Source organism: Rosenbergiella gaditana (assembly GCF_018494065.1).
Taxonomy (GTDB): Bacteria; Pseudomonadota; Gammaproteobacteria; order Enterobacterales; family Enterobacteriaceae; genus Rosenbergiella; species Rosenbergiella gaditana.
The window spans coordinates 47,113-69,008 of record NZ_JABBFR010000016.1 but is presented as its reverse complement, the minus strand read 5'-3'; the positions used below and the strand labels follow the sequence as shown (position 1 = coordinate 69,008).

Annotated in this window: 17 protein-coding genes and 2 pseudogenes; 7 read left to right on the top strand and 12 right to left on the bottom strand. The window is 45.0% G+C overall.

Annotated elements, in window-relative coordinates:
• The first annotated feature begins 579 nt into the window (after nt 1-579).
• A complete protein-coding gene (locus tag HH682_RS11835) occupies nt 580-1,749 on the top strand; it encodes a glycerate kinase (RefSeq protein WP_214237751.1) in 1,170 nt (389 codons plus the stop codon).
• Nucleotides 1,750-1,867: 118 nt separating this feature from the next.
• On the opposite strand, the gene chiP is transcribed toward HH682_RS11835, so the two are convergent.
• The 11 genes from chiP to pxpA form a co-directional block, all read right to left on the bottom strand.
• The gene (gene chiP / locus HH682_RS11830) at nt 1,868-3,271 is read right to left on the bottom strand and encodes a chitoporin ChiP (protein ID WP_214237750.1); all 1,404 of its coding nucleotides are present in this window, start codon (nt 3,269-3,271) and stop codon (nt 1,868-1,870) included.
• A gap of 150 nt (nt 3,272-3,421) precedes the next feature.
• Nucleotides 3,422-4,180 (bottom strand): chitin disaccharide deacetylase, encoded by a 759-nt coding sequence (gene chbG, locus HH682_RS11825; protein ID WP_214237749.1) that lies wholly within the window; start codon nt 4,178-4,180, stop codon nt 3,422-3,424.
• Nucleotides 4,181-5,539: a 6-phospho-beta-glucosidase gene (locus HH682_RS11820; protein WP_214237748.1), complete on the bottom strand. Its 1,359-nt coding sequence runs from the start codon at nt 5,537-5,539 to the stop codon at nt 4,181-4,183.
• A 79-nt stretch (nt 5,540-5,618) separates the two neighbouring features.
• On the bottom strand, nt 5,619-6,449 hold the full coding sequence (gene chbR / locus HH682_RS11815) for a transcriptional regulator ChbR (protein ID WP_214237747.1): 831 nt from the start codon (nt 6,447-6,449) through the stop codon (nt 5,619-5,621).
• Between the two features lie 24 nt (nt 6,450-6,473).
• Nucleotides 6,474-6,821: a PTS N,N'-diacetylchitobiose transporter subunit IIA gene (gene chbA, locus HH682_RS11810; protein ID WP_214237746.1), complete on the bottom strand. Its 348-nt coding sequence runs from the start codon at nt 6,819-6,821 to the stop codon at nt 6,474-6,476.
• 50 nt (nt 6,822-6,871) lie between these two features.
• A complete protein-coding gene (gene chbC, locus HH682_RS11805) occupies nt 6,872-8,230 on the bottom strand; it encodes a PTS N,N'-diacetylchitobiose transporter subunit IIC (protein WP_214237745.1) in 1,359 nt (452 codons plus the stop codon).
• 147 nt (nt 8,231-8,377) lie between these two features.
• Nucleotides 8,378-8,686: a PTS sugar transporter subunit IIB gene (locus HH682_RS11800; RefSeq protein ID WP_214237744.1), complete on the bottom strand. Its 309-nt coding sequence runs from the start codon at nt 8,684-8,686 to the stop codon at nt 8,378-8,380.
• A 485-nt stretch (nt 8,687-9,171) separates the two neighbouring features.
• Complete coding sequence (gene pcp / locus HH682_RS11795) at nt 9,172-9,816, bottom strand: pyroglutamyl-peptidase I (protein WP_214237743.1); 645 nt, start codon at nt 9,814-9,816, stop codon at nt 9,172-9,174.
• Between the two features lie 9 nt (nt 9,817-9,825).
• Entirely contained in the window at nt 9,826-10,821 is a 996-nt protein-coding gene (locus HH682_RS11790; RefSeq protein ID WP_214237742.1) for a DUF979 domain-containing protein, read from the bottom strand.
• Nucleotides 10,818-11,540 carry a DUF969 domain-containing protein gene (locus HH682_RS11785; RefSeq protein ID WP_214237741.1) on the bottom strand — a complete coding sequence of 241 codons (723 nt, stop codon included), beginning with the start codon at nt 11,538-11,540 and terminating at the stop codon, nt 10,818-10,820. Before HH682_RS11785 ends, HH682_RS11790 begins: the two co-directional genes overlap by 4 nt.
• Before the next feature lie 32 nt (nt 11,541-11,572).
• On the bottom strand, nt 11,573-12,310 hold the full coding sequence (pxpA, locus tag HH682_RS11780) for a 5-oxoprolinase subunit PxpA (protein WP_214237740.1): 738 nt from the start codon (nt 12,308-12,310) through the stop codon (nt 11,573-11,575).
• A 250-nt stretch (nt 12,311-12,560) separates the two neighbouring features.
• Here pxpA and HH682_RS11775 point away from each other — a divergent pair.
• A pseudogene (locus HH682_RS11775) lies at nt 12,561-13,005 on the top strand (MFS transporter); the annotation flags it as partial.
• Between the two features lie 125 nt (nt 13,006-13,130).
• Here the strand turns inward: HH682_RS11775 and HH682_RS11770 are convergent.
• The gene (locus HH682_RS11770) at nt 13,131-16,856 is read right to left on the bottom strand and encodes a S6 family peptidase (protein WP_214237739.1); all 3,726 of its coding nucleotides are present in this window, start codon (nt 16,854-16,856) and stop codon (nt 13,131-13,133) included.
• Nucleotides 16,857-17,401: 545 nt separating this feature from the next.
• On the opposite strand from HH682_RS11770, the gene HH682_RS11765 reads away from it, so the two are divergent.
• From HH682_RS11765 to HH682_RS11745, 5 genes and pseudogenes are all read left to right on the top strand, one after another.
• Complete coding sequence (locus tag HH682_RS11765) at nt 17,402-18,487, top strand: glycosyltransferase family 4 protein (RefSeq protein ID WP_214237738.1); 1,086 nt, start codon at nt 17,402-17,404, stop codon at nt 18,485-18,487.
• Between the two features lie 10 nt (nt 18,488-18,497).
• The gene (locus HH682_RS11760) at nt 18,498-19,400 is read left to right on the top strand and encodes a glucosamine inositolphosphorylceramide transferase family protein (protein WP_214237737.1); all 903 of its coding nucleotides are present in this window, start codon (nt 18,498-18,500) and stop codon (nt 19,398-19,400) included.
• A 161-nt stretch (nt 19,401-19,561) separates the two neighbouring features.
• A complete protein-coding gene (gene ssuE, locus HH682_RS11755) occupies nt 19,562-20,119 on the top strand; it encodes an NADPH-dependent FMN reductase (RefSeq protein WP_214237736.1) in 558 nt (185 codons plus the stop codon).
• A 154-nt stretch (nt 20,120-20,273) separates the two neighbouring features.
• A pseudogene (locus HH682_RS15865) lies at nt 20,274-20,446 on the top strand (Bcr/CflA family drug resistance efflux transporter); the annotation flags it as partial.
• Nucleotides 20,447-20,996: 550 nt separating this feature from the next.
• Nucleotides 20,997-21,896, top strand: coding sequence for a LysR family transcriptional regulator (locus HH682_RS11745; RefSeq protein WP_214237735.1), 900 nt, complete (start codon nt 20,997-20,999; stop codon nt 21,894-21,896).

Sequence of the window (21,896 nt, the reverse complement as noted above, 5' to 3'; positions counted from 1 at the left end):
CTGACAACGGGGACAATGAACAGTAACGCTGGCCATGAGAAAACCTCAAAGCGATGATTATACATCAATTCAACTAACTGGATACATCACCCCAATATTCACATTATAAAATTATTCGAAATAAGAACATTACACTAATAACCGATAGAGTAGAGAAATTGCTTACCAGCGAATGGATAGACTGATAATGTAATAAGTAACGCTTTGTATTTAAATAGTTGGAATATAATAATTATTACATTAAGGGGTATAAGTTAATGTAAATCAGCACTACGAGCACCTTATTTTAATAAAGTATATTTTTAGTCTGACAAGTAATAACCAATAGGTATTTATGCCAACCAAGAAAAATAATAAAATAAATAATATAAAGCCCGCCTCACTGATTCTGTAAAATAAAACGAGGAATAATCTCTCTATTGCAACAATAAGGATATCGATAGTCTTTCCTTAACAACTATCATCCTCCCCTTACAGTGACTGACTAGGCTATGATAACGTGAGTTATCTATACCCATTGACTGCTAGGTGTGTTCAAAGACAGCCATAGAGTAATCCATTGAATTTAAGGTGAGTATTATGAAATTTGTCCTAGCCCCCGACTCATTTAAAGAAAGCATGACCGCGATGGAAGTAGCGGACAGTATGGAAGAAGGCCTAAAACGTGTTTTTCCCGAGTGTGAAATCGTCAAAGTGCCGATGGCGGATGGGGGCGAGGGAACGGTTCAATCACTGGTTGATGCCACGGGCGGAATAATTATTCAGGTGGAGGTCACTGGGCCACAACATAACCCCGTACAAGCGGAGTTTGGCCTTCTTGGAGACGGTCGGACTGCCGTGATTGAAATGGCCTCGGCCAGCGGTATTGCTTATACCTCGCCAAACAATCGCAATCCCTTATACGCTACCAGCTTCGGGACAGGTGAACTGATCAAACATGCGCTTGATCGCGGAGTACGAAAAATTATTATTGGCTTAGGCGGCAGTGCCACCAACGATGGTGGACAAGGGATGGCCTGTGCACTGGGGATAAAATTTACCGATAGCGATGGCTACGCGGTTAAGCTAGGCGGCGGCTATCTGCATAAGATTGCCCATATCGATACCAGTTCTGTCGATCCCCGCCTCGCAGAGACAGAATTTTTAGTGGCCTGTGATGTAACCAATCCGCTCATCGGACCTGAAGGTGCATCTGCGGTATTCGGGCCACAAAAAGGTGCAACACCAGAAATGGTCGAGGTACTGGATACGAACTTAAAAATGTATGCTGAGAAAATCTATGAGATTTTAGGGATAAAAATCGCCAATATCGAAGGCGGCGGAGCGGCGGGCGGCTTAGGTGCCGGTTTGATGGCCTTTACCTCTGCGCGGCTGCAAGTAGGTGTCGATATCGTGGTTAACTATACTGATCTCGCGGCAAAAATTATTGGTGCCGACGCGGTATTCACCGGAGAAGGCGGTATCGATTTCCAAACCAAGTTCGGTAAAACGCCCTATGGAGTTGCACAGGTAACAAAAAAGGTCTCCCCGCATATACCTGTTATTGCCTTAGCAGGCTGTATCGGTGAGGGTATTGAGTGTCTCTATGATGAGAACTTCACTGCGATATTCGGGATTTTGCGTAAAGCCTGTAAGCTTGAAGAAGCGCTTAAAGAAGGAAAAACGGGTGTCACTTTAGCGACTGAAAATATTGCCCGTCTATTAGCTCTCGGTATTAAAAAGAGTAATCCACAAAACAAGATTTTTTAGGAAAATCCTTATAATTAGTGTTAAGAAATTTCCGACGTTATCCTGAGTTGCTAGTGCTCCCTTGATGGCGTCTTACGACTGACTTTACGATAAAGAACGGCAATTCACCTATTATGATTTAAAAAATAGTAAAGGGTGCACTCACGATAAACTTCACATCACGTTCATCTTGGAAAATATTCCCGTAACCTCCCCCCCAACTGGGGATATTGGAATGATTGTCGTAACGCGTAAAATGTAATTTAAACATTGTTCCCTTCACTCGCCCTTCTTGCATCGTATAAATTGCGTCAAGACTGTAGGCTGACTCTTTCAGACGATTATTAGGATTATAATAAGCATCTGGCGAAGACATTCTTCCTGGCTTGGCATCCCAAGCATAAACGTAGGAGGCTCCCACAGACCAACCGGGTAAATTCCAATGTTTCATATCGTACAGGGCGCCGATGAATAACGCTTTTTCACCGTTAGCATTGAAATCAGAACGGTTATCCCACCAGATATCGAGACGGCCATTAGACGATGCATAGGTTGGAGTCATACGTTGTAAAAAATAGCCCTGCTGCCCTTCGGCCTTCACCCACGTCCCCTCTAACCGGAAATCAAGCACCTCTGCAACGTTATAGCCGAAAGTTAAGGCCTGTAACCATGCGGTGCCGTCATAAATATTGTTATTACCTCCACGTCCTACTTTATCGCGCGTCCCATAAAATTGATAACTGGTACGTAATGGTGAGCAAGCAACATCGAATTGGTAGCTGGCTTTAGCAAAATATTGATCGATATAACCTTGGGCTTGACCCACTGCAGCTTCTAAAACAAGGCCATTTTTAACATCATATTTGGCTCCAATGGAGTGAAGATACTTCACCTTGGATTTCTTATCATTTTGGTAAAAATGATCCATTGTGAGGTGCCATGGCGACTTATATTCATTTGCCCAAATATAAGAAAAACTCAGTGCCCCTACGTCACCATAATCGAAGTTTGCCCCTGCTTCTCCTCCTTGATAGGTCCCCGGTAACAGACTCCAATGGGGGGCCAATAATGTTTGCCCTGAAGGTTGAATATAACCCACTTGCGCCCAAACTGGACCATATTTAAACTTCGCAGCTGCTTTGTATAGATCGATACCGCTTTTATCACCCCTGAAATCTTCTTCATAAGCTTTATTACGTGAAGAAAACGCGATTTCATTGGGATGGCCGCTATCAGCATTCTCTGCCATCTCTAGCGCGGTAAAGGCAGCAATATCAATTCCGAAAAAACCGCCCGCATAACCGGATTGAAAATCCACATTACCATTCCAAGTAGAATGTGAAAGATTCGTTTTATACTTTCCATTATCGGCCACATCCTTACGATCACGTTCACGCTGCCAATAATAGATCCCCCCGTTCAATCTTGAATCATCAATAAATCCTTCTGCACTCACTGATGGCGAAATGATTGCTCCTGAAAACACAGCACCACTCGATACAAATAAAGATAACGCACGAGATAATCCTTTAATTTCACGCATAAATAGCCATCCTAATGGAGTTTTAAATTAAACCTTCTTACATCTAGATATATATAAATGAATTATCACCTAATATCAGAATAAAGATAAAAAGGTAGTAGTAGATAAAAATTAAAATTTAACCAAACTGAGTACTCAGTTTTTTATTTCTTATATCATTTTAAAATTAGTGAGGCGGTAACCACGTTTAGCCACCTCCTGCCGTAAAGAAGAAGACGTCAAAATATCTAACTCCAGTAGTCGTGGATAACAATATGCGCTCTTTATAATGGTGTTATCAACAAATGCTGGATGACACATCACTTCCAGCGACGACTCTCCTCGCTGCAGAGAATCATCGAGTATGTGTAAAAAAAGCGCCTCAGAGATTGAATCCCCATAGAATGCGCTCGAGAACCCCTCACAACGGCGAGCCACATTGTGATCTAGGCCATCATGCGGTACCAGTTGTCGGTCACTACGTAATGGAATACCTTTCTCACAGGCAAAACCTTCCACAATAGTGTAAATATCGGGGATCAGATGCACATGATGATGGCTATCGATATGTGTCGGCGGGTAACCAAATAGTTCAATAAAGCGTTGATACTGACACGCTAATTCCCGTCTTATTTCTTGGAGGGGTAAGCGGCCTTCTTCTGCCATCTGCCACACCCACTTACCTAACTGTCCATCTCTTGCGAAGGTCGGCATCGCGGATAATGGTTCGCCTAAGGTCAGTACGAAATGCATCCCGATCCCCAGGTCAGGCGCATGCTGACTTAACTCTACAGCGTGGGCGATAGCCTTCCCATTAACCATCGCGGTGGTCGAGGTCACTATGCCATGTTGATGCGCTTCAATAATGCCGTAATTTTGACCTTTACTCAGCCCAAAATCATCAGCATTCACAATTAGTAAACGCGCCATCTATTTCTCCTTTGAGACTTTTAGATCCTTAATGGTGGTGGCAAAGTTTGGTAGCCACTGTTCATGGGCAAGAAGCATTTCACGAGCGAGCAGCTCAGCATCGTTATCGGAGTGAATGAGAGGACTAAGATTAAGGGCTAACTGTACATTATTGAAATCACCACTGATTGCCGCTTGGCTGGTCGCCACTTCGAAACCTTTTATGGTATAAATCAACCCTAAAACTTGCTCATCGAAATGAGTGATACGTGGTGTAGGCTGAGCGCCGTCATGACCTAAAGTACAGGTGATCTCAATCGACCAATTAGAAGGGATATTGTCGATATGACCGTTGTGAGGAATATTAACGTAGTGCTCGGTATGTTTATTATTATGAATCGCATTAATCACTTCACAGGCAGCATCCGAATAATAGGCCCCTCCACGTAGTTCTAATTCTTTAGGCTTCACATTGAGATCCGGATTCTTGTATAGCTCGAAAAGCTGCTGTTCCACTTTTTGAACGACTTGGGAACGGGTTCCGCCTTTATAGTATTCGCCCATTTCAATAGCCAGCATCTCTTTAGGCTTGAAGTAATAAAGGAGATAAGAACACGGTATCAAGCGTAATGAGCGAATAAGTCCCTCATTAAAGGGTAAGTCAGTAATATTTTTAACCGAATTAGTACTCAAAGTGCCTGAAGCTATCCCCTCTAGCAGTTCATCAAAGCGCGATTTACCGTTCACCAGTACCTCACGGATAAACACGAGATGGTTGAGCCCGAATAGATCAATATTCAGTTCATCTTGTGGTGTCAGCTGTAATACATCGGTGATAAACATCTTCATACCGATTGGAATATTACAAACACCAATAAAGTGTTTAAAATTAGTATGACGGTTGATGGCCTCTGTAACCATTCCCGCTGGATTAGTGAAGTTGATTATCCAAGCATTCGGGCAAATTTCTTGCACATCTTTAACGATATCCAGAATGACAGGAATAGTACGCAGCCCTTTAAATAGGCCACCAGCCCCATTTGTCTCTTGTCCTAGATAGCCGTGACTCAAAGGAATACGTTCATCTTTTTCACGAGCCTTCAGCTGCCCTACACGCAGTTGTGTAGTAACAAAATCGGCTCCTTGTAAAGCTGCACGACGATCTAAGGTCTTATGCACCTGCATAGGTACACCTGCTTTTTCTATCATCCTTTGGCACAGGGCATGGATAATATCGAGCTTTTCTTGGCCTTCCTCCACATCAACTAACCATAGTTCTGTGACAGGCAGTTCATGATAACGCTTAAGAAATCCTTCTAGTAATTCCGGGGTATAGCTGCTGCCACCACCGATGGTAACGATTTTCAATTTTTGGCCCATTTCCTTCTCCTTATTATGTCAAATTTATCGACGACTATCTTGTACCGGAAAATATAACCCCTCCCAAAATCATATTTATTTAAATATCATTACAACCACTTAGCTTTTTACGATAATTACTCGGTGTAAATGAAGTGAACTTCTTAAATGTTTTAATAAATAAGCTTGGGCTGCTATACCCTGATTCATACGCAATATCAGTCACTGAGGAGTTGGTAATCTCAAGCTGTTTTTTTGCAAAATTTATACGAATATTATTAATGATCTGCATCGGTGTTTTACCGTAATAACGCTGAGTTGCCCGAGTTAAGTACTCCTGGCTTTTCCCTGAAAGTTGCACCATACGCTCAAGCGCCGTATCGCCGAATTTCAGCTTATCATGCATAGCTTCAACCGTATTTTTTAGCCAGAGCGGCACGATATCTTTGATAGGTTCATCGCGATAATGTCTTAAGCGATTGATAGTATAAAAACAGACTAATTCAATGAATTCATCAAACTCATTTTCGCGAAAATGGTGTGAAGTTATTACTGACTCAATATAAGCAAGAAAACTCTTTTCTATTGCATAGGCTTGAGTAGCAGAAAAGTCTGTGGGTAACAGCGATAAAAAGTATTTCTCAAAAAAACGTTTACTGATACCCACATTAAGAATACGCGTTGCACCCGCTGCATAAAAACTCTGATGTTTCGACCCCACTGGAATAAATACAACATCCCCGCGCTCTAAAAGTACTCGTTGTCCATCAATTTCTTGATAATAACGTCCCGTCAAAACGATGGTGAATTCATAGTAATCGTGTTGATGGAGCCCACTCACACTCTCAGTTTTATTGTAAATAAAGACATGAAAATTATGCCCATTGAAAAGCTGATGTTCTCGTGCAGTAGGAATTTCTGTCGTCATCATTTTTACTACCTAATAGAGGAGGATTTATTTCATTTTTTTATACAGTTCAATAATCTCAGTAACCAATTCCCGTGCCAACATTGCGTTCATCAGATGGTCCTGAGCATGTACGAGCACCAAACTCACTTTAACTTTACCTTCCCCTGCATCGCTTTCAATCAGCTGAGTTTGCACACGATGTGCTTCACTTAACGCTTGCTGAGAATTCTCCATCATCTCTTTTGCAACGGTAAAATTTCCTTGTTTCGCTTCTTTTAATGCTGCATAAGCAAGGCTGCGCGCTTGACCAGCATTAATAATCAATCCCATGACGATTTCTTCAAGATCATCAATGGCTGTGTTTTCAGGTTCTACCGCGTGTAAATTAAACATAATGTATCCTCATTACTGAAGTGCGACCTATAGTCAGCAGCCTCTAGGTATTAGAATTTCAGAGAATTCGCGATGTCTTCTTCCGTTTCTTCTTGTTGAATAGTGGCTTGTGCTTTATTAGAAATAATCACAAATGGCAGATAGACAAGCGTTGCAACCCCTAAGTTAAATATTGCCAATAGAAATGCGACCACACTGCCATTGGTATTGAAGAAGGCACTCAACCCTGTAGGCATGGTCCATGGTGCGATATTAGTCATCGGAGGCATGATGCCCAAATAGTAGGCTGTCACGGTAATACCGGCCAAGAGAGGAGAGATCAGAATAAAAGGAATAAACATAATCGGGTTCATAATAATGGGTAAGCCGAATAGGATTGGCTCGTTTATTTGAAATAACCCAGAAGGTAACGCTAATTTAGCCATCTGACGATGGTCGGCACGACGCGATGCAACGAAAATAGCGAGAATCAAACCAAGTGTTGCCCCGGAACCGCCTAGGAAAATATAGGAGTCAAGCATTGGCTTAGCCCAAAGGTGGAAGGTTTTACCTGCTTCAAGCGCTGCCTCAACAGAGCCGTATTGCTGATAGGTTGCAACATTTTCTAACGCCCAAGGTGTCATAATTGCACTATCGAGAGCCGACAGCGCGAGCGCGCCATGAACCCCAAAAAACCACAAAAGAGGCACCAATAATACATATGCCCAGCCGACCACAGCGCCCAGCGACGCTAGCGGGGTAGAAATAATGTCCATAATAATTTGATGGAAATTGGTCTCCCAGTAGGTTAATACAAAGGAAATTACCCCCATAATCGATAAAATAATAAAGCCTGGAATGACCGCAGAAAAAGAGCGTGAAACGGAGGTTGGGACACTCTCGGGTAACCGTATTACCCAATTACGACGTACAATAAAAGTGAACAGTTCAGCAACGACTATCCCAATAACCATTCCGGAAATAACGTTTGCCCCGCCCAACCAATTAGCGCTAACGGCGTAAGCGTCTCCTACGCGATACGGCGTCACTGTCATAAAGGCAGCCACGGCCAATAATCCCGCAGCCATTGCATCCACTTTGCGTTCGTCTGCTAAGGCTGATCCGATAAAAAAGGGGGCCATTAGCGACATAATGCCTAACGTGCCGTTATAAATATTCCCTCCAATAACCTTGAAACTGTTTAAGGTATCAATAGTTGTAGCGTCTAAACGTATTCCCATTGAATAAAAGAAGGTTCCCTCACCAAAACTAAGGAAGACATTATTGATTAACACAAACATTGCCCCGGCAAGGGTTAATGGCATTAATTTAATAAAACCATTCTTAATAGCATTAATATGCGATTGCCGCCCTATCTTCACAGCAAAAGGAAGTAGTATCTTTTCAAGACAATTAATGATTTTACTCATAACTAACTCCTTTAAAAAACCATAAAAAATCTATAGCTTTGCATTTAATAGTCACCCAGGATAAATTGATATGAATATATAAATATCATTAACCACATTATTATTTATTAATAGTTAAAATAAATCCTATTATGAAATTTACTGCACTTACTTCTTTATCAAACCTATGGCGAATTGTAATACACCTAACCCATCGACCTTTCCGTAGAGGATAGAATCGATGACCTCGATAGGCTTTATGGGAAATGATGCTTTGAACTCAGGTAACATGTAAGAGATTTGAGGCCCTAATAAGATAACGTCCGCTTGCTCACCTTTTTCTGCCAAGAGCGTTTCTGGGAAGGCTTCTATAACAACCGGCACATTATATTTATTGGCTTGTTCACGCATTTTAGTCACGAGGAGTGATGTAGACATACCAGCAGAGCAAAATAGATAGATAAATTTCTTTTCCATAATAATAGTCTCAGTTTTATAAATTTAATTATTAATAACATCATAATAAAATCAAAAAAATCACTTTGAGACATTATAAGAGATCAACCAGAATCAAAATAATCGAGTATTGATAAAATTGTCTCTCATTGACTTATTGAAATCATCCATAGAATTTACAAGTGAAATAAAAATTCAAAAAAACAACTAACAGTTAGATATTTATCCTAAAAAATAAAATATAGATGGATGAAAGTGCCAATTATCATAAATATTTTGAATTATTGCGCTTACTTCGTTTTTGTGACATAGGCTGAAGATATAACCCAATAGGCCACATTACGCCTATGCCATAACCTTATGCACTCAAGTGATTATCCACAATTAATCTCTCCCCCCAAACCATCATGATTTATAGCGAAACTGATTGAAAGCAAGCGCTCTTAAGCGCGTGAAGCGATAAATTTTTCGTCATGTCAAAAGAGGATTGGAGTAGGCAGTATTATTTAATGCGTCGTCCCACCCGTTTTGCACTCGTCTACCTCTACCCTTAAGGCTGTGCTGATAGCTATCTTCAGTCCTTGTTTCACCGTTTCGGCCGCCATACTGGCACTGCCAGGATGCATTGCGGCTTGCTGAGGAATATATGGAATATGAACGAACCCTCCTTTAATCCAAGGTTTATCGCGCAAAGCATGTAGTAATCCATACATCACATGATTACACACATAAGTCCCGGCAGTCTGAGAGATTGAGGCTGGAATACCCTCCTGCTGCAGAGCGCTGACTATCGCTTTAATGGGCAGCGTACTGAACCAAGCTGCTGGCCCATTCGCCACCACAGGTTGGTCGATAGGCTGATGGCCCTTATTATCAGGAATCCGAGCATCATCAACATTAATCGCCACACGCTCGATTGAGATATCGGTACGCCCCCCGGCTTGCCCTACCGCGATAACCAGAGTGGGAGAATAGGTAGTGATCGCCGCCAGCAATACATCGAGTGACTCTCCAAAAACACAAGGGAGCTGAAGGCAGACAATACGATACCCCTCACTACTCGGCCCCTCTAGGCTCGAAACGACTTCCCATGAAGGGTTAATGGACTCCTCAGCAAAAGGTTCGAATCCCGTCAGTAAGACAGTTTTCATTTAGGCTCCTTATAAAAACATCAGAAAATAGAGCAATATCACGTTCACGACTAATAACAGTAATCCGGTTGGGATCTGCGCTTTAATCACGGCATTTTTATCGGGTAAGCCCAATAACGCGGCTGGCACAATATTGAAATTGGCGGCCATTGGTGTCATTAGGGTGCCACAGTACCCGGAAAACATTCCTATCGCCGCCATCACTGCCGGATTGCCACCCTGTTGTAAGACCAGAATAGGAATTCCTATGCCTGCGGTCACAATAGGAAAAGCGGCAAAGGCATTGCCCATAATCATCGTTAATAATGCCATACCAACGACATAGACCCCCACGGCAGCCATTCTATTATCGACAGCTAGATACTGCTCAGTCAGCCATGAGAGGCTATTCCCAACCCCAGCGGCTGTAAAGAGTAAACCGAGCATGGCCAAAATTTGCGGCAATATAAAGGCACAGCCGACCGAGTCAAGTAAGCGTCGAGCCTCTTGCAGAGGCTGAGAAATTTTATCGCCGGTTATCCTCCATGCCAGAATTAAAGCAAAGAGAGTACCGAGAGTCATGGAAAAAAGCGTGACGAGGGTAGCATGATTGCCAGAGCCAAAAAGTTGTAATTGCGCCTGTGGATTGAAAGTGAAAAAGACGACGCCCACCACCGTAATCAGCGGAATCGCCAAGGCAGGAATAAAAAGGCGGCTGCCTAGTCGTTGAGCACTGGCTTCTCGTTGTTGCGGTGTACGTTGTGAGTAATACCCTAGTTTTACCCCGCCAAAACCGGCTAGCAACGCCATGCCAACGACTGCGATCCCCACGGAAGTATTAACGAGTCGCTTATCCCCTATCAGTTGATAGGTCCAATCACCGACAAAAAAGAGTAGCCCGTAAACGCCCCAAAATAATCCTGTTGTGCCTCGTCGAGGATTTTGTTTATCTCGCCACGACATAACCGCCACGACGAGTAGTGTTGCGCCTGCCAGCCAATAGAGCATGTTTTGCTGAAATATCATAGCGCTCCCCCTTGGTGATCCTGTGCGGTTTTCGCAAGTTCACGGCGCAGATGATGATCAAGTCGCGCAAGGCGGACGCTATGGATGATAAAGGCAAAGCAAGCAGTAGGTATTCCCCATAGCGCAATATGCAGTGGCTCGGTTTGCAGTCCAGCAGACTCAAACATAAAGTTGTGCATAAAGAGCACGGCTCCGAACGCGACAAAGATATCTTCACCGAAGAAAAGCCCGACATTATCTGTGGCGGCAGCCATCGCCTGGATCCGATAACGCACCGCTGGCGGTAGGGGTCCATAGGTTTTTTCTGCACTACCTTCAGCCATAGGCGCCAATAAGGGACGTACCATCTGTGGATGACCACCTAAGCTGGTTAATCCTAATGCGGCAGTTAATTCACGAATAAGCAGATAAACCATCAGCAAACGGCCTGTGGTGGCACGCTCTATTTTGGTAATCCACCTCTGCGCGCCTTCTTTTAGGCCATGACGCTCTAATAGCCCAATCACTGCCAATGGCAATAATAAAATAAAAGGTAAATTTCTTGTATTGAGAAATCCGGCACCCATCTTCTCGAAGATAGTGAGAAGCGGCATCTGTGCTGCTAAGCCCGTGACAATACCTGCACATACCACTATCAGTACAGGATTAAAGCGAAGGATAAACCCTATCATAATCACAGCTACCCCTAATAATGGCCACAAGCTGATACTCTCTGTCATACTGGACGATCCTCACTGTTATTCTGTTAACGTTAAGCCACAACCTTAATATTTCGCGCCTCAAACGCCTGCCGTAATCGATGGGCAAAAGCGAGGGCATGAGCCCCATCACCATGCAGACACAAAGTTTGTGCCGTAACGGCAACGTATTCACCAGTGATGGCTTGAACCTCGCCGGATTCAATCATAAGCAAACTCTGTGCCAAAGCATGTTCTTCATCATCAATCATAGCGCCCACTTGGGTACGGGGAACCAGCGAACCATCCGCTTGGTAGCCGCGATCAGCGAAGACTTCTTCACGCGTCGATAATCCATAATGTTCCGCTGCGCGGATCAGGTCACTCCCAGCTAATCCAACTAAGATCAACGCCGGATCTAACGTAAAAACCGCTTTCGCGATGGCATCGGCTAATTGTGGATCGCGGGCAGCTTGGTTGTATAACATGCCATGGGGTTTAACATGGCGCAGCTGGGTACCTTGTGCCTGAGTTATCGCCGCCAAAGCACCGACCTGATAGAGCGTTTGTACATAGATTGTTTCAGGGGGTAAAGTCATTGCGGTTCGACCACAGTTCTCGCGGTCTGGAAAACTGGGATGTGCACCGATTGCAACCTTGTTACGTATCGCCTCACGCACGCTGGCTAGCATGGTGATCGCATCCCCAGCATGATATCCACACGCGATATTCGCGGAGGAAACCAACGTTAATAATTCTGCGTCGTGAGGACTTCCCTCACCTAAATCTGCGTTTAAATCGATTTGTCGCATGTCATCTCTCCATTTTTCTATTATTAATGATTTATCACAAAGGATGGCATCGCGCTGCAAACAATATCGACGCATTACGTAGGAAAATACTCTCGCCACCATGACAGACCCTACTCATATTCAATGGCTCTCACCTATCTGGTAACACAATGTATTAACACCTAACACAGTGATCAAAAAGAAGTTTTAGCCAACTCGCGACGGCTAGGTTATCACTTATTCTTCTACAATTACGCGCTTCGGGGTCACCATGTCGAATACTCTACAAAAACTCAGCTCACGCCGAGGGTGGTATGTAATGCCAATCATTTTTATCACTTACAGTCTTGCTTACCTAGACTGTGCTAACTATGGCTTCGCTGCAGCGTCGGGCATCGAACAGGACTAAGGTATGTCTAAAAGCACTTCTTCGCTAATTGGTGCCTTGTTCTTCTTGGCCTACTTTTTCTTTCAGGTTCCGAGCTCGATTTGTGCGATAGCGCAGCGTAAGGACGTTAATTTTTATCTGTTTATTACGATGGGGGGTGTGTGCTACCGCCAGCGGGTGAGTCAGTAATATCCCTACTTTAATGGTGATTCGCTTTACATTGGGAATTGTTGAGGCGGCGGTCATGCCCTCAATGCTCATCTACATCAGCACGTGGTTTACCAAAGAGGAACGCTCACGGGCAAATACTTTCTTAGTACCCGGTAGTCTGTATTGATAAAGTAAAAACCACTACAAGTACACCTTCGGCCTCAACCAAAATTTTTACCCGCAAAGCCTTATAATACTTGGCCCCCGCTGGCAATTATGCCTCCTGGGGGCCAGCAAAATGGATTAGAAGGTTATTTTCATCCCTCCCGTTACCGCCCAATCATTGACGCCTTCACGTTGTAAACGTTGTTGATATTGGGCTTGAGTCGTCAAGGTTATATGTTTGGTAAGTTGCAGATCGGCACCACTTTTCATCAAAAGATGATCCCCACCTCTTCCACTGGTAAAGGTGCTTTCATCCCCTCCACCACGAATGGTGGTTTGGGCATTTTTACGAGTCGTTAGCCGCCAGCCTAATTCGTGGGTGAAAGCCACTTTTGGGTAGGAGTGTGTGTTCAATTGCCATTGGTAACGCAGAGTCGGTCGAACGTCAGGCGCATTATGCGGGGCATAGCTTACTTTTGCCCCATCACTGTCCGTAAATGCCTTAATCGCCAAGTGCTGATACTCCACCGCAAGCAGCGGTATTAAGCGCTGATTTTCCCATTCCCAGGCTTTCCCCAGCTCAACACCTGCATGAATAAGGGTTGCGTGTGGCGAAGCAACATTACCACGCAGATCAGTAGTCACTGCTCCTTTAATACGGGTGTAACCAAGTTGTGTAGTAAGCTGCCAGCCCTGTTCATCCTGCCAGCTGGCTAAACCTGTAATCCCTTGCGTAGAGAAGTAGCTCCGACTCAAGCCATCGACTGCTTGAGGTTTCATCGATAAATTACCTCGATGTGCAACAATACTGGCGGAAACACGCTGACGACTGTCAGGATCTGAGTGCCAACGTCCCCCCATTAACCAACCTTGATATTTCGACGTGAAATTATAGCCATAGTCGCTAAACCCCCCCTTCGCATGAAAGTGATCCCCCCCCTCATAACCAGTGATGAAGAAGTGGCTGTGACTGTCGTTGACGGTATCCGCGATTAGCCCAGTTAATGTTCGGTTAAAATTGAGCATCATCGCAGGTAAAGAGAGGTAAGCGGGCACCTGCGGGGTAACCGCGCGACGAACAGGTTCAGATTCCGACGCAGGCATCGGATCTGGGCTAGGTTCAGATTCCGGCGCAGGCATTGGATCTGGGCTAGGCTCAGGTTGCGGCGTTGGTATTGGTTCTGGCGTTGGCGTCGGCTCCGGTGTGGGTCCGACGGGGTTACTGATGCCGTTAGCATCTAACATGATATTTTGTAATCGATAATCCCAATACTGATCACCACTGCCCTGCACTTTTCGCTCATTACTCGACGCATGTCCTGGAGCAAAAGCGTAGAGGCCATAGGCAAACGCCCCGCGAGCCACATAAGACCCCGCTAGTTTAACGCTATCAGCCCTACTCTTCCCGCCGACTTGCACAAGTGATAGCCCCTCTTGATTATCAGCCGCGCCGTTCTTATTGGTATCGCTATCTTGCCATATACCCTGTGGATTGACCGTCACTTCCAGCGGTTTATCTTGTGCTGTAATAAGATCCCCATCAATCAATAAACGATCAGTGGTCGCTTGGGTAAACCCCGAGTTGAGAATTGCGTTAGCGCCTTTCATCAACTGGAGTTGTCCAATTCGTAGTAGAGATGCTTGCTGATTCTGTTGATCGGGAGATAACGTCGCCACATCATTCAAGGTCAGCGAATTGACTGTGCCATTCCCTGATAATACAGTGCCACCCTCCATCACCATTTTTGTCGAGCGCTGACCGTCTAGTTTTACTTCCCCCTCTTGAACAATAATTCCCTGGGCATTGGTGAGATTTCCAGAAAGCGTTAATCGTCCGGCACCCCGTTTCTCAACCACACCCTTCCCAGAAATATCTGCCAAAATCGACGATTCTAGTTCTCCTAATTGACTAGTATGAGGCGAAATATCGGCAATTAATTGACTACTCGATTCAGCAAGCGTGACATTACCCGCCAAGGATGCGCGATCCCATAACGTTAATATCGCATCACCTGCAACGTGGGTGGAGGCGTTAACGCGGGAATGTTCGCTAATTCTCAGTTGTGCCTGCGGTGCGACATTGATCTGCGTAAAGTCGTAGTTTTTTTCATCCCAATCATTAGCAAAATAGACGCCGCCGGCGTGTAAGACCTGTTCACCGCCTAAATTTACACGGCCTTTCTCGACGTCGAGTTGTTGTGCAATCGCCCCGCCCCGCAAAGTCCACTCCGCTTGCGATTTATCAGGCGCATAGGCCAAAGAGAGTTGTGATTGAGAGGCCTTTTCACCAAAAGAGCCAAGAAATTGTGTGTTACTGCCCGTCACGGTGACGACTGCGGCACGAGCCATATCACGGTTAACAATGCGCGCGCCATTATCGTTATGATTGATATTCGTAAAAGAGAGATCATTCCCATGCACATCTAAGGTTCCTCCCCGATAACCAAACCGAATATTATCCGTAGAAACCTGGTTCACACTATTGAGTTGAACCGTTGGCCTGCCACTGAGCAAGGTCACCGTAGAAAACGCTTGAACCGCTCCGGTACTGTCAGGCTGTTGGTTGAGCACAACCAGTCCATCACCGACGTTCAAAGCACCTTGATTAACGCCGATACCTTGTACCTCAAGTGTACCCGCACCGATTTTATGTAAAGCGTCTTGGTTGATCCCATTCACTTTCCATACTACCGTTTTACCATCATCAACCTCGACACCTCCTCCTACCCAAGTAGCTTGCTTCCCCTTCTCTGCCTCGACGGTATAGTTACCGGAGAATCTAAGTTTTCCCGCGCCCATATTGACAGAATCCGTTAGCATTACGGTATTTCCCTCACCGCTAAAAGTAAGATCCTTGGTGGCATCTAATTCGGTAAATGAAGCCGACGACGGAGCAAGATCACGGTATTTTTGATCCAGGCCCTGCCAACTCCAACGGTGATCTGTTTGGATGATCGCTTCTGGCCGCCAATACAGGATCCCCTCACTGGAATGATCGTCTACTGGGGCGGAGCTATTCATGGCTAGCACCCTGTCCAGATAACCATCCGGAATATACTCTTCACCGCTGACTCGATTATAGATACCGCCATTACTGATAGCAGCATGGTGAACCCCTGCCAATCGCCATATTTTGTCCACCGTATCGTAGACAAAAGTAGGACTGCCACTGTCTCCGGGACGGGTCGCATTACTGAAAGGTGAAGAATTGGGATCGTCCGGACCAACATTTTTCCAACGTAGCGTGCCGCCCGGTAGCGAGACGGTAGCATTCGCCATGGTTCCCCCGGTTTTCCAACGATAAGCATCGGTAATCGACGTTTCTGATTTTTGATCATCACTGACCTGTAGTTGGGAACCAGCCCCCACCCGTGCATACCAGGTATAACGGTCGCGATTTCCCGTTCGTATTGTGCTTTTATCGATAGTCGCAACGGGTGCTGCATCGGTCACTACCTTATTAAGGCGAGGTAAATTAAAATCAACGCTTGATACGGTGCTGGCATTACGATTAATAAGATAATAGGAAGGGGCAAACTTCGCTTTATTGCCAAATTTTATTGCCCCATTAATAGAGTAAGTATTGTGGCGGACACTGGCCATGTAAGAGTCCCCCACTAAGGTGATATTGCCCTTATCCGCCACCGCACCAAAATCAGGAATAGGAAAGGCTAGGTAGTCATCTAATTGCCCATTTTTTCTATAGACCGGAACATGGGTTGCGCCAACTTTATATTTACCCAAGTTTTCACCAAAGTCTCGGTAGTCTTGCACCGTAATATCGTGACGCATGACTGATGCAGAGGAATAGGCCGTGGAAAGTGCTGAACAAATAAGAACAGCTAATTGTTTTTTTATTATCAAGATAATGAACCCCAATGGTAAAATAAGCATTATTAACGTCAGTACGCTACATTTATCTCTCAGACTTATAAATTATAAGCGTCACATTTATTAATAATCATAAAAATAGTAATGATTTAAATAATGTTATATTTATCAGATAAATTCAGTAGAGACTCACAGTGAATGACATCACTATTCTGATAGAAATTGATACATTTTTTTTTGACGAGTGACATAAAAAAACAAAAATCCCTGCTCATCAGTGAATTAAAATTTTTGAAAAGGAAGAAATCCTGCTCTGAAATAAATAAATGAATGTTTACTTCAACGGATATATGGGCCGCTATGACTACTTTTTTGTATTATTTGTGTCAGGCAGCTTACCACTTAAGATTAATTAATCCGAAAGTTTCCTGACCCTATGAATGCACTATGTATACATACGGTTGAACTTATCCCCAGCAAAATAGAGAAAATTGCGGATTATCAGTAAAAAAAACTGATTGATGAAATAATCACTCTCACTGACCTACCGCATAAACCTCTTAGATGGGTGTAAGCTAATGAAAATTCATTATCTCGTCACAAGTTTAGAGACTGGCGGCGCTGAATTCGCCATCCCAGATATCGTTACTACCTTAAAAAATCTGGGACACGATGTCTCCATTATTGCCTGCGAACCACGTGATAGCGGGGCAGTACCTCGCCTTGTTGAGGCTGGATTAAGTTATAGGTTACTGGCTTCCCGCCGTCGCTTTCTGCCAATTATCCTTGCGAGTTACCTCTCAATCATCCGTCATGATCGACCTGACATCATCTGGACATCATTAAGCTTTGGTAATTTAGTCGGTCAGTGTGCAGGTAAACTATTAAACATCCCTGTCGTCAGTTTTAAACATAGCGCTAGCGTGCGTGGCTATACCTATCGTTTACGTCACAGCTCAGCCCTCTGGATTGGCGATTCACAGACCGTCGTCGATTATCTTCAACAACAGATGGGGATTTCAGCAGATAAAGTGATGGCTTGGCCTTTATTTCAATATAATGAACAAGCTCCTCAAGCCCGCTATTGGGATGGGGAGTCTCGATTGCAGATCGGTAGTGTGGGACGCCTGCATGAAGTAAAGCAATATGCGGCGCTAATCGATGCACTAGGCGCTTTTTTAGTACGCTATCCCCATTTACGAAACCGCTTACAGCTGACAATTTTGGGCGATGGACCCGAACGCGAGCGATTAGAAGATAAGATTATCGAGCGGAACCTACAGGATATTGTGTTGCTGCCTGGCTTCTCTAACCAGGTACATCCGTTTATGGCTGGACTTCATCTTTATGTACAGCCCTCCCGCTATGAAGGGATGTGCTTGGCACTGCACGAAGCAATGAATGTCGGCCTCCCCGTAATGGCCACACCCGTCGGTGAGATGCGCGATGCGGTACAAGAAGGTAAAACCGGCTTTGTACTTTCTGGCGAACTCGACGTGACATTTGCCTCGGCACTGCAACAGATATTTGCTACGCCCAGCCTGCTGCAAGAGTATGGAACGCAAGCACGTGGCTATGTCGCGAATAAATTTAGCCATCAGCAATTTATTCATGCCGCTGAACGTATTGTTGCCAAACTTCGCGCACACAACCCATTAGCCTAGATACGATATTATGAGCCTATTACATACCGAAATTTGGCGGATAGGCGTGATTAACGCGCCGATTCAAGAAGTCGCTCAGGCAGCTTCATTGGAGCACTTTGCTGTGACATGGATAGCAGCAAAAAAATCCCTCTGCTTCTTAGCCGATCCTTTTGGGATTTGGCGGGATGGAACACTTTATCTTTTTGCGGAAGCCTATGACTACCGTACACGACGTGGCCATATCGTGGCCTATATGCTGGATAAAGACTTTACTGTCTTGGAAGAGAGGAAAGTCCTTGAAGAGGAGTGGCATCTTTCCTACCCCTGTATTTTCGAGGCAGACGGTGAAATATGGATGCTACCTGAAGGCTATAAATCGGGACGCTTAACCCTTTACAAAGCGGTTGAGTTTCCATGGCGCTGGCAACCTGAAACTTGTTTTTCCTTCCCAGAGGCAGCGATTGATGCCACCCCCTACTTTCACGCCGGGCGTTGGTGGATGTTTTATACGCCCCCTGCACCCAAAGCGGCGCGAACGAACACCTTAAAACTGGCGACAGCCGATCAACTCTTTGGGCCGTGGGATAACGTGCCAGTGCAAACTCTTCGCGAAGATATCCATGGCGCAAGAATGGGAGGCACTCCCTTTGAGCTAAACGGAAATATTCTCCTCCCCACGCAAGACTGTAGCCGTACTTATGGAGGGGCCTTGCAGTTACTCAGTTTGCCGGAATCCACTTTAGCCCAACCAACTCTTTCTCAAGGTAGGCGTATCGAAGCGCCACGCAGCCATGCACCCTTTATCGATGGCTTACATACCCTAGCGCAGGCAGGGCCTGTGACGTTAATTGATACTAAACGCACGATAACGGGGTCCCCTCATCGCTTGGCCATCGAGCTCGCTCGCTTAGGGCAGAAAAGTAAAAAATAACTGACAACACCTAGCCGTATCGCGATCTTATCTCCACGAGTCGAGGCAAGCGGCCCATGGCATAACGCTATTTATTGATAACTTTTGCTAATTTTTTTACTTCACACTTAGCCCAAAGATCGCCACACTGGTGATCTATCTCACATAAATAAGGCTAACTGATGCAAATTTTATTAATAGGGGGGAGCCCAGCCCAACGGTCACGGACTCAAATTCTATTAGACCATTCGGCAGATTGGTTAAGCCATCGCGGCGCACGCACCTTAACTTGGCGCGCGACCGATATCCCTGCAGAAGTCTTACTCCATGCCCAGTTCTCACATCCCTCTATCGCTCAATTACGAGAGGATGTCGCGCAAGCCGATGGGATTATCATCGCCTCTCCCGTCTATAAGGCCGCCTATACCGGGGTACTGAAGGCGATGATCGACCTCTTACCGGAACGCGGGTTCGAACATAAAGTTGTTCTACCATTGATGACGGCAGGCAGTGCTAATCACTTGTTAGCGCTCGATTTTAGCTTGAAGCCTCTCGTTGCCGCCTTAAAAGCGGAAGAGATTATCAGTGGCGTCTACGCCAGTGATCAACAGATTCACTATCCGAATGCCGACCATCCAGCAAGCATTGAGGAAGAGGTCAAACGTCGTTTGCAGGATAATCTTGAAGCTTTTTATCAAGCCTTACAGCGCCGTCCTTCACTACAGCAGGCCGTTGCCTAAGCATGATTACCCTTCCTAGATCAATGCACTAGGAAGGGACACATTCAGTAATATTAATGAGTCTGATTCATAAGGCTTAGCATGGATTAGTGAATATTATTACTGAATTATCAGGTAAAGTAGTGTTCTACACTTTATTGATAAACAGCGACTCATGAGCACACCCTATCACCGTCCAGTCTCGACCCAGGGACTTCCTTTTGTCCTTATCCTCATGCATTAATGGCTTTTACTTCGCTATCCGTAGATATTTATCTCCCCGCGATGCCAATGATGAGTGTAAGTCTGTACGGTAATATTGAATTAACGATCACCGGTTTTTTGATCGCAATAATACCCACTAGCACGGCGATTATTGCCAGTGCCCAAGCGAATGTCGGGCGGTTAATAAAGAATTTAGATATGAGTCATGACTCTCCTGCTGCGCCGTATCGGAGTTTTCAACCGGGATAACCGCCCTTCCTGAATTAACGCGTTGCCCCCAGCTATCACCACGTGATCGCCAGAAACAATCCCCTGTTTGACGATTAATTGATTATTCGGTGCAGAACTGACCTCAACATTGAGGCCAGCGAGAATATCCTACCCGTTGGGCAACATCCTCTATTTTCATGGGGTAAGTAATATTTTGTTCGATCCATGTGATAAGTTCATGAATAATAACTTGTCGCCTAGTCATGGGTACCCTTAATCACAAAAATAATCAACCTAATGATAAATAACTGGATTAATTGCTAAATATCTTCCTTAAGGTAAAACCAACGAGGAACACATAGCGTAAAACTTTCCTTTGTTATTGATGAGTTGGTAAATATTGATAGAGTTTATGAAATAACCTCATCAATTGAGTCGCGAGCGCCTTTAATAAGGAAAAATGATGCTGAGAGAAAATTTTAATGATCTGACCTATTTTATCGTTGTCGCGCGCGAACAGAGTTTTACCCGTGCAGCGGCGCGACTGGGTGTGTCACAATCTGCATTGAGTCATGCCATACGCAGTCTTGAACAACGCCTGAATATGCGATTGCTGACCCGCACCACACGCAGCGTGTCAACGACAGAAGCCGGCGAGCAACTGGTAAAAAATATTACTCCCTTGATTGATGATTTAGAGTCGGTGCTACAATCCCTTAACGATGAACAAGGTCGTATCGTCGGTAATCTGCGAATTACAGTCGGCGAACATGCCTTACGATCCGCACTCCTACCTAAGGCTTCTGCATTTATCGCTCAGTATCCCGAAGTTAATATTGAATTTGTGAGTGACAACAGTCTGACCAATATCGTCAGTGAACGCTTTGATGCTGGCGTAAGACTCGGCGACCAGATTGAGAAGGATATGATCGCCCTTCGAATCGGGCCTGATTGGCGGATGACCGTTGTCGCGGCGCCGGAGTATTTCGCTACATGGGGTAAACCCGATACGCCTTATGCCTTACCGCAGCATAACTGTATCAATATGCGATTACCCACTTTGGGTGGGCTCTATCAATGGGAGTTTATCGACCAAGGCAAAGAGATACGAGTACGAGTCGCGGGGCAATTAACCTTCAACAACCTTTTATCGCGGATTGATGCTGCCGTCGCCGGATTGGGGGTGATCTACGCTCCCGAAGACAGCGTGGCGGAGCTGGTGGCACAAGGTACGCTAGAGCCAGTGTTAGAGGAGTGGTGTGAGTACTTTACGGGCTATCATCTCTATTACCCCAGTCGTAAACAGCATACGGCGGCCTTTTCGAAATTTATCGACGCCGTACGCTATCAAGCATCCTCGTAA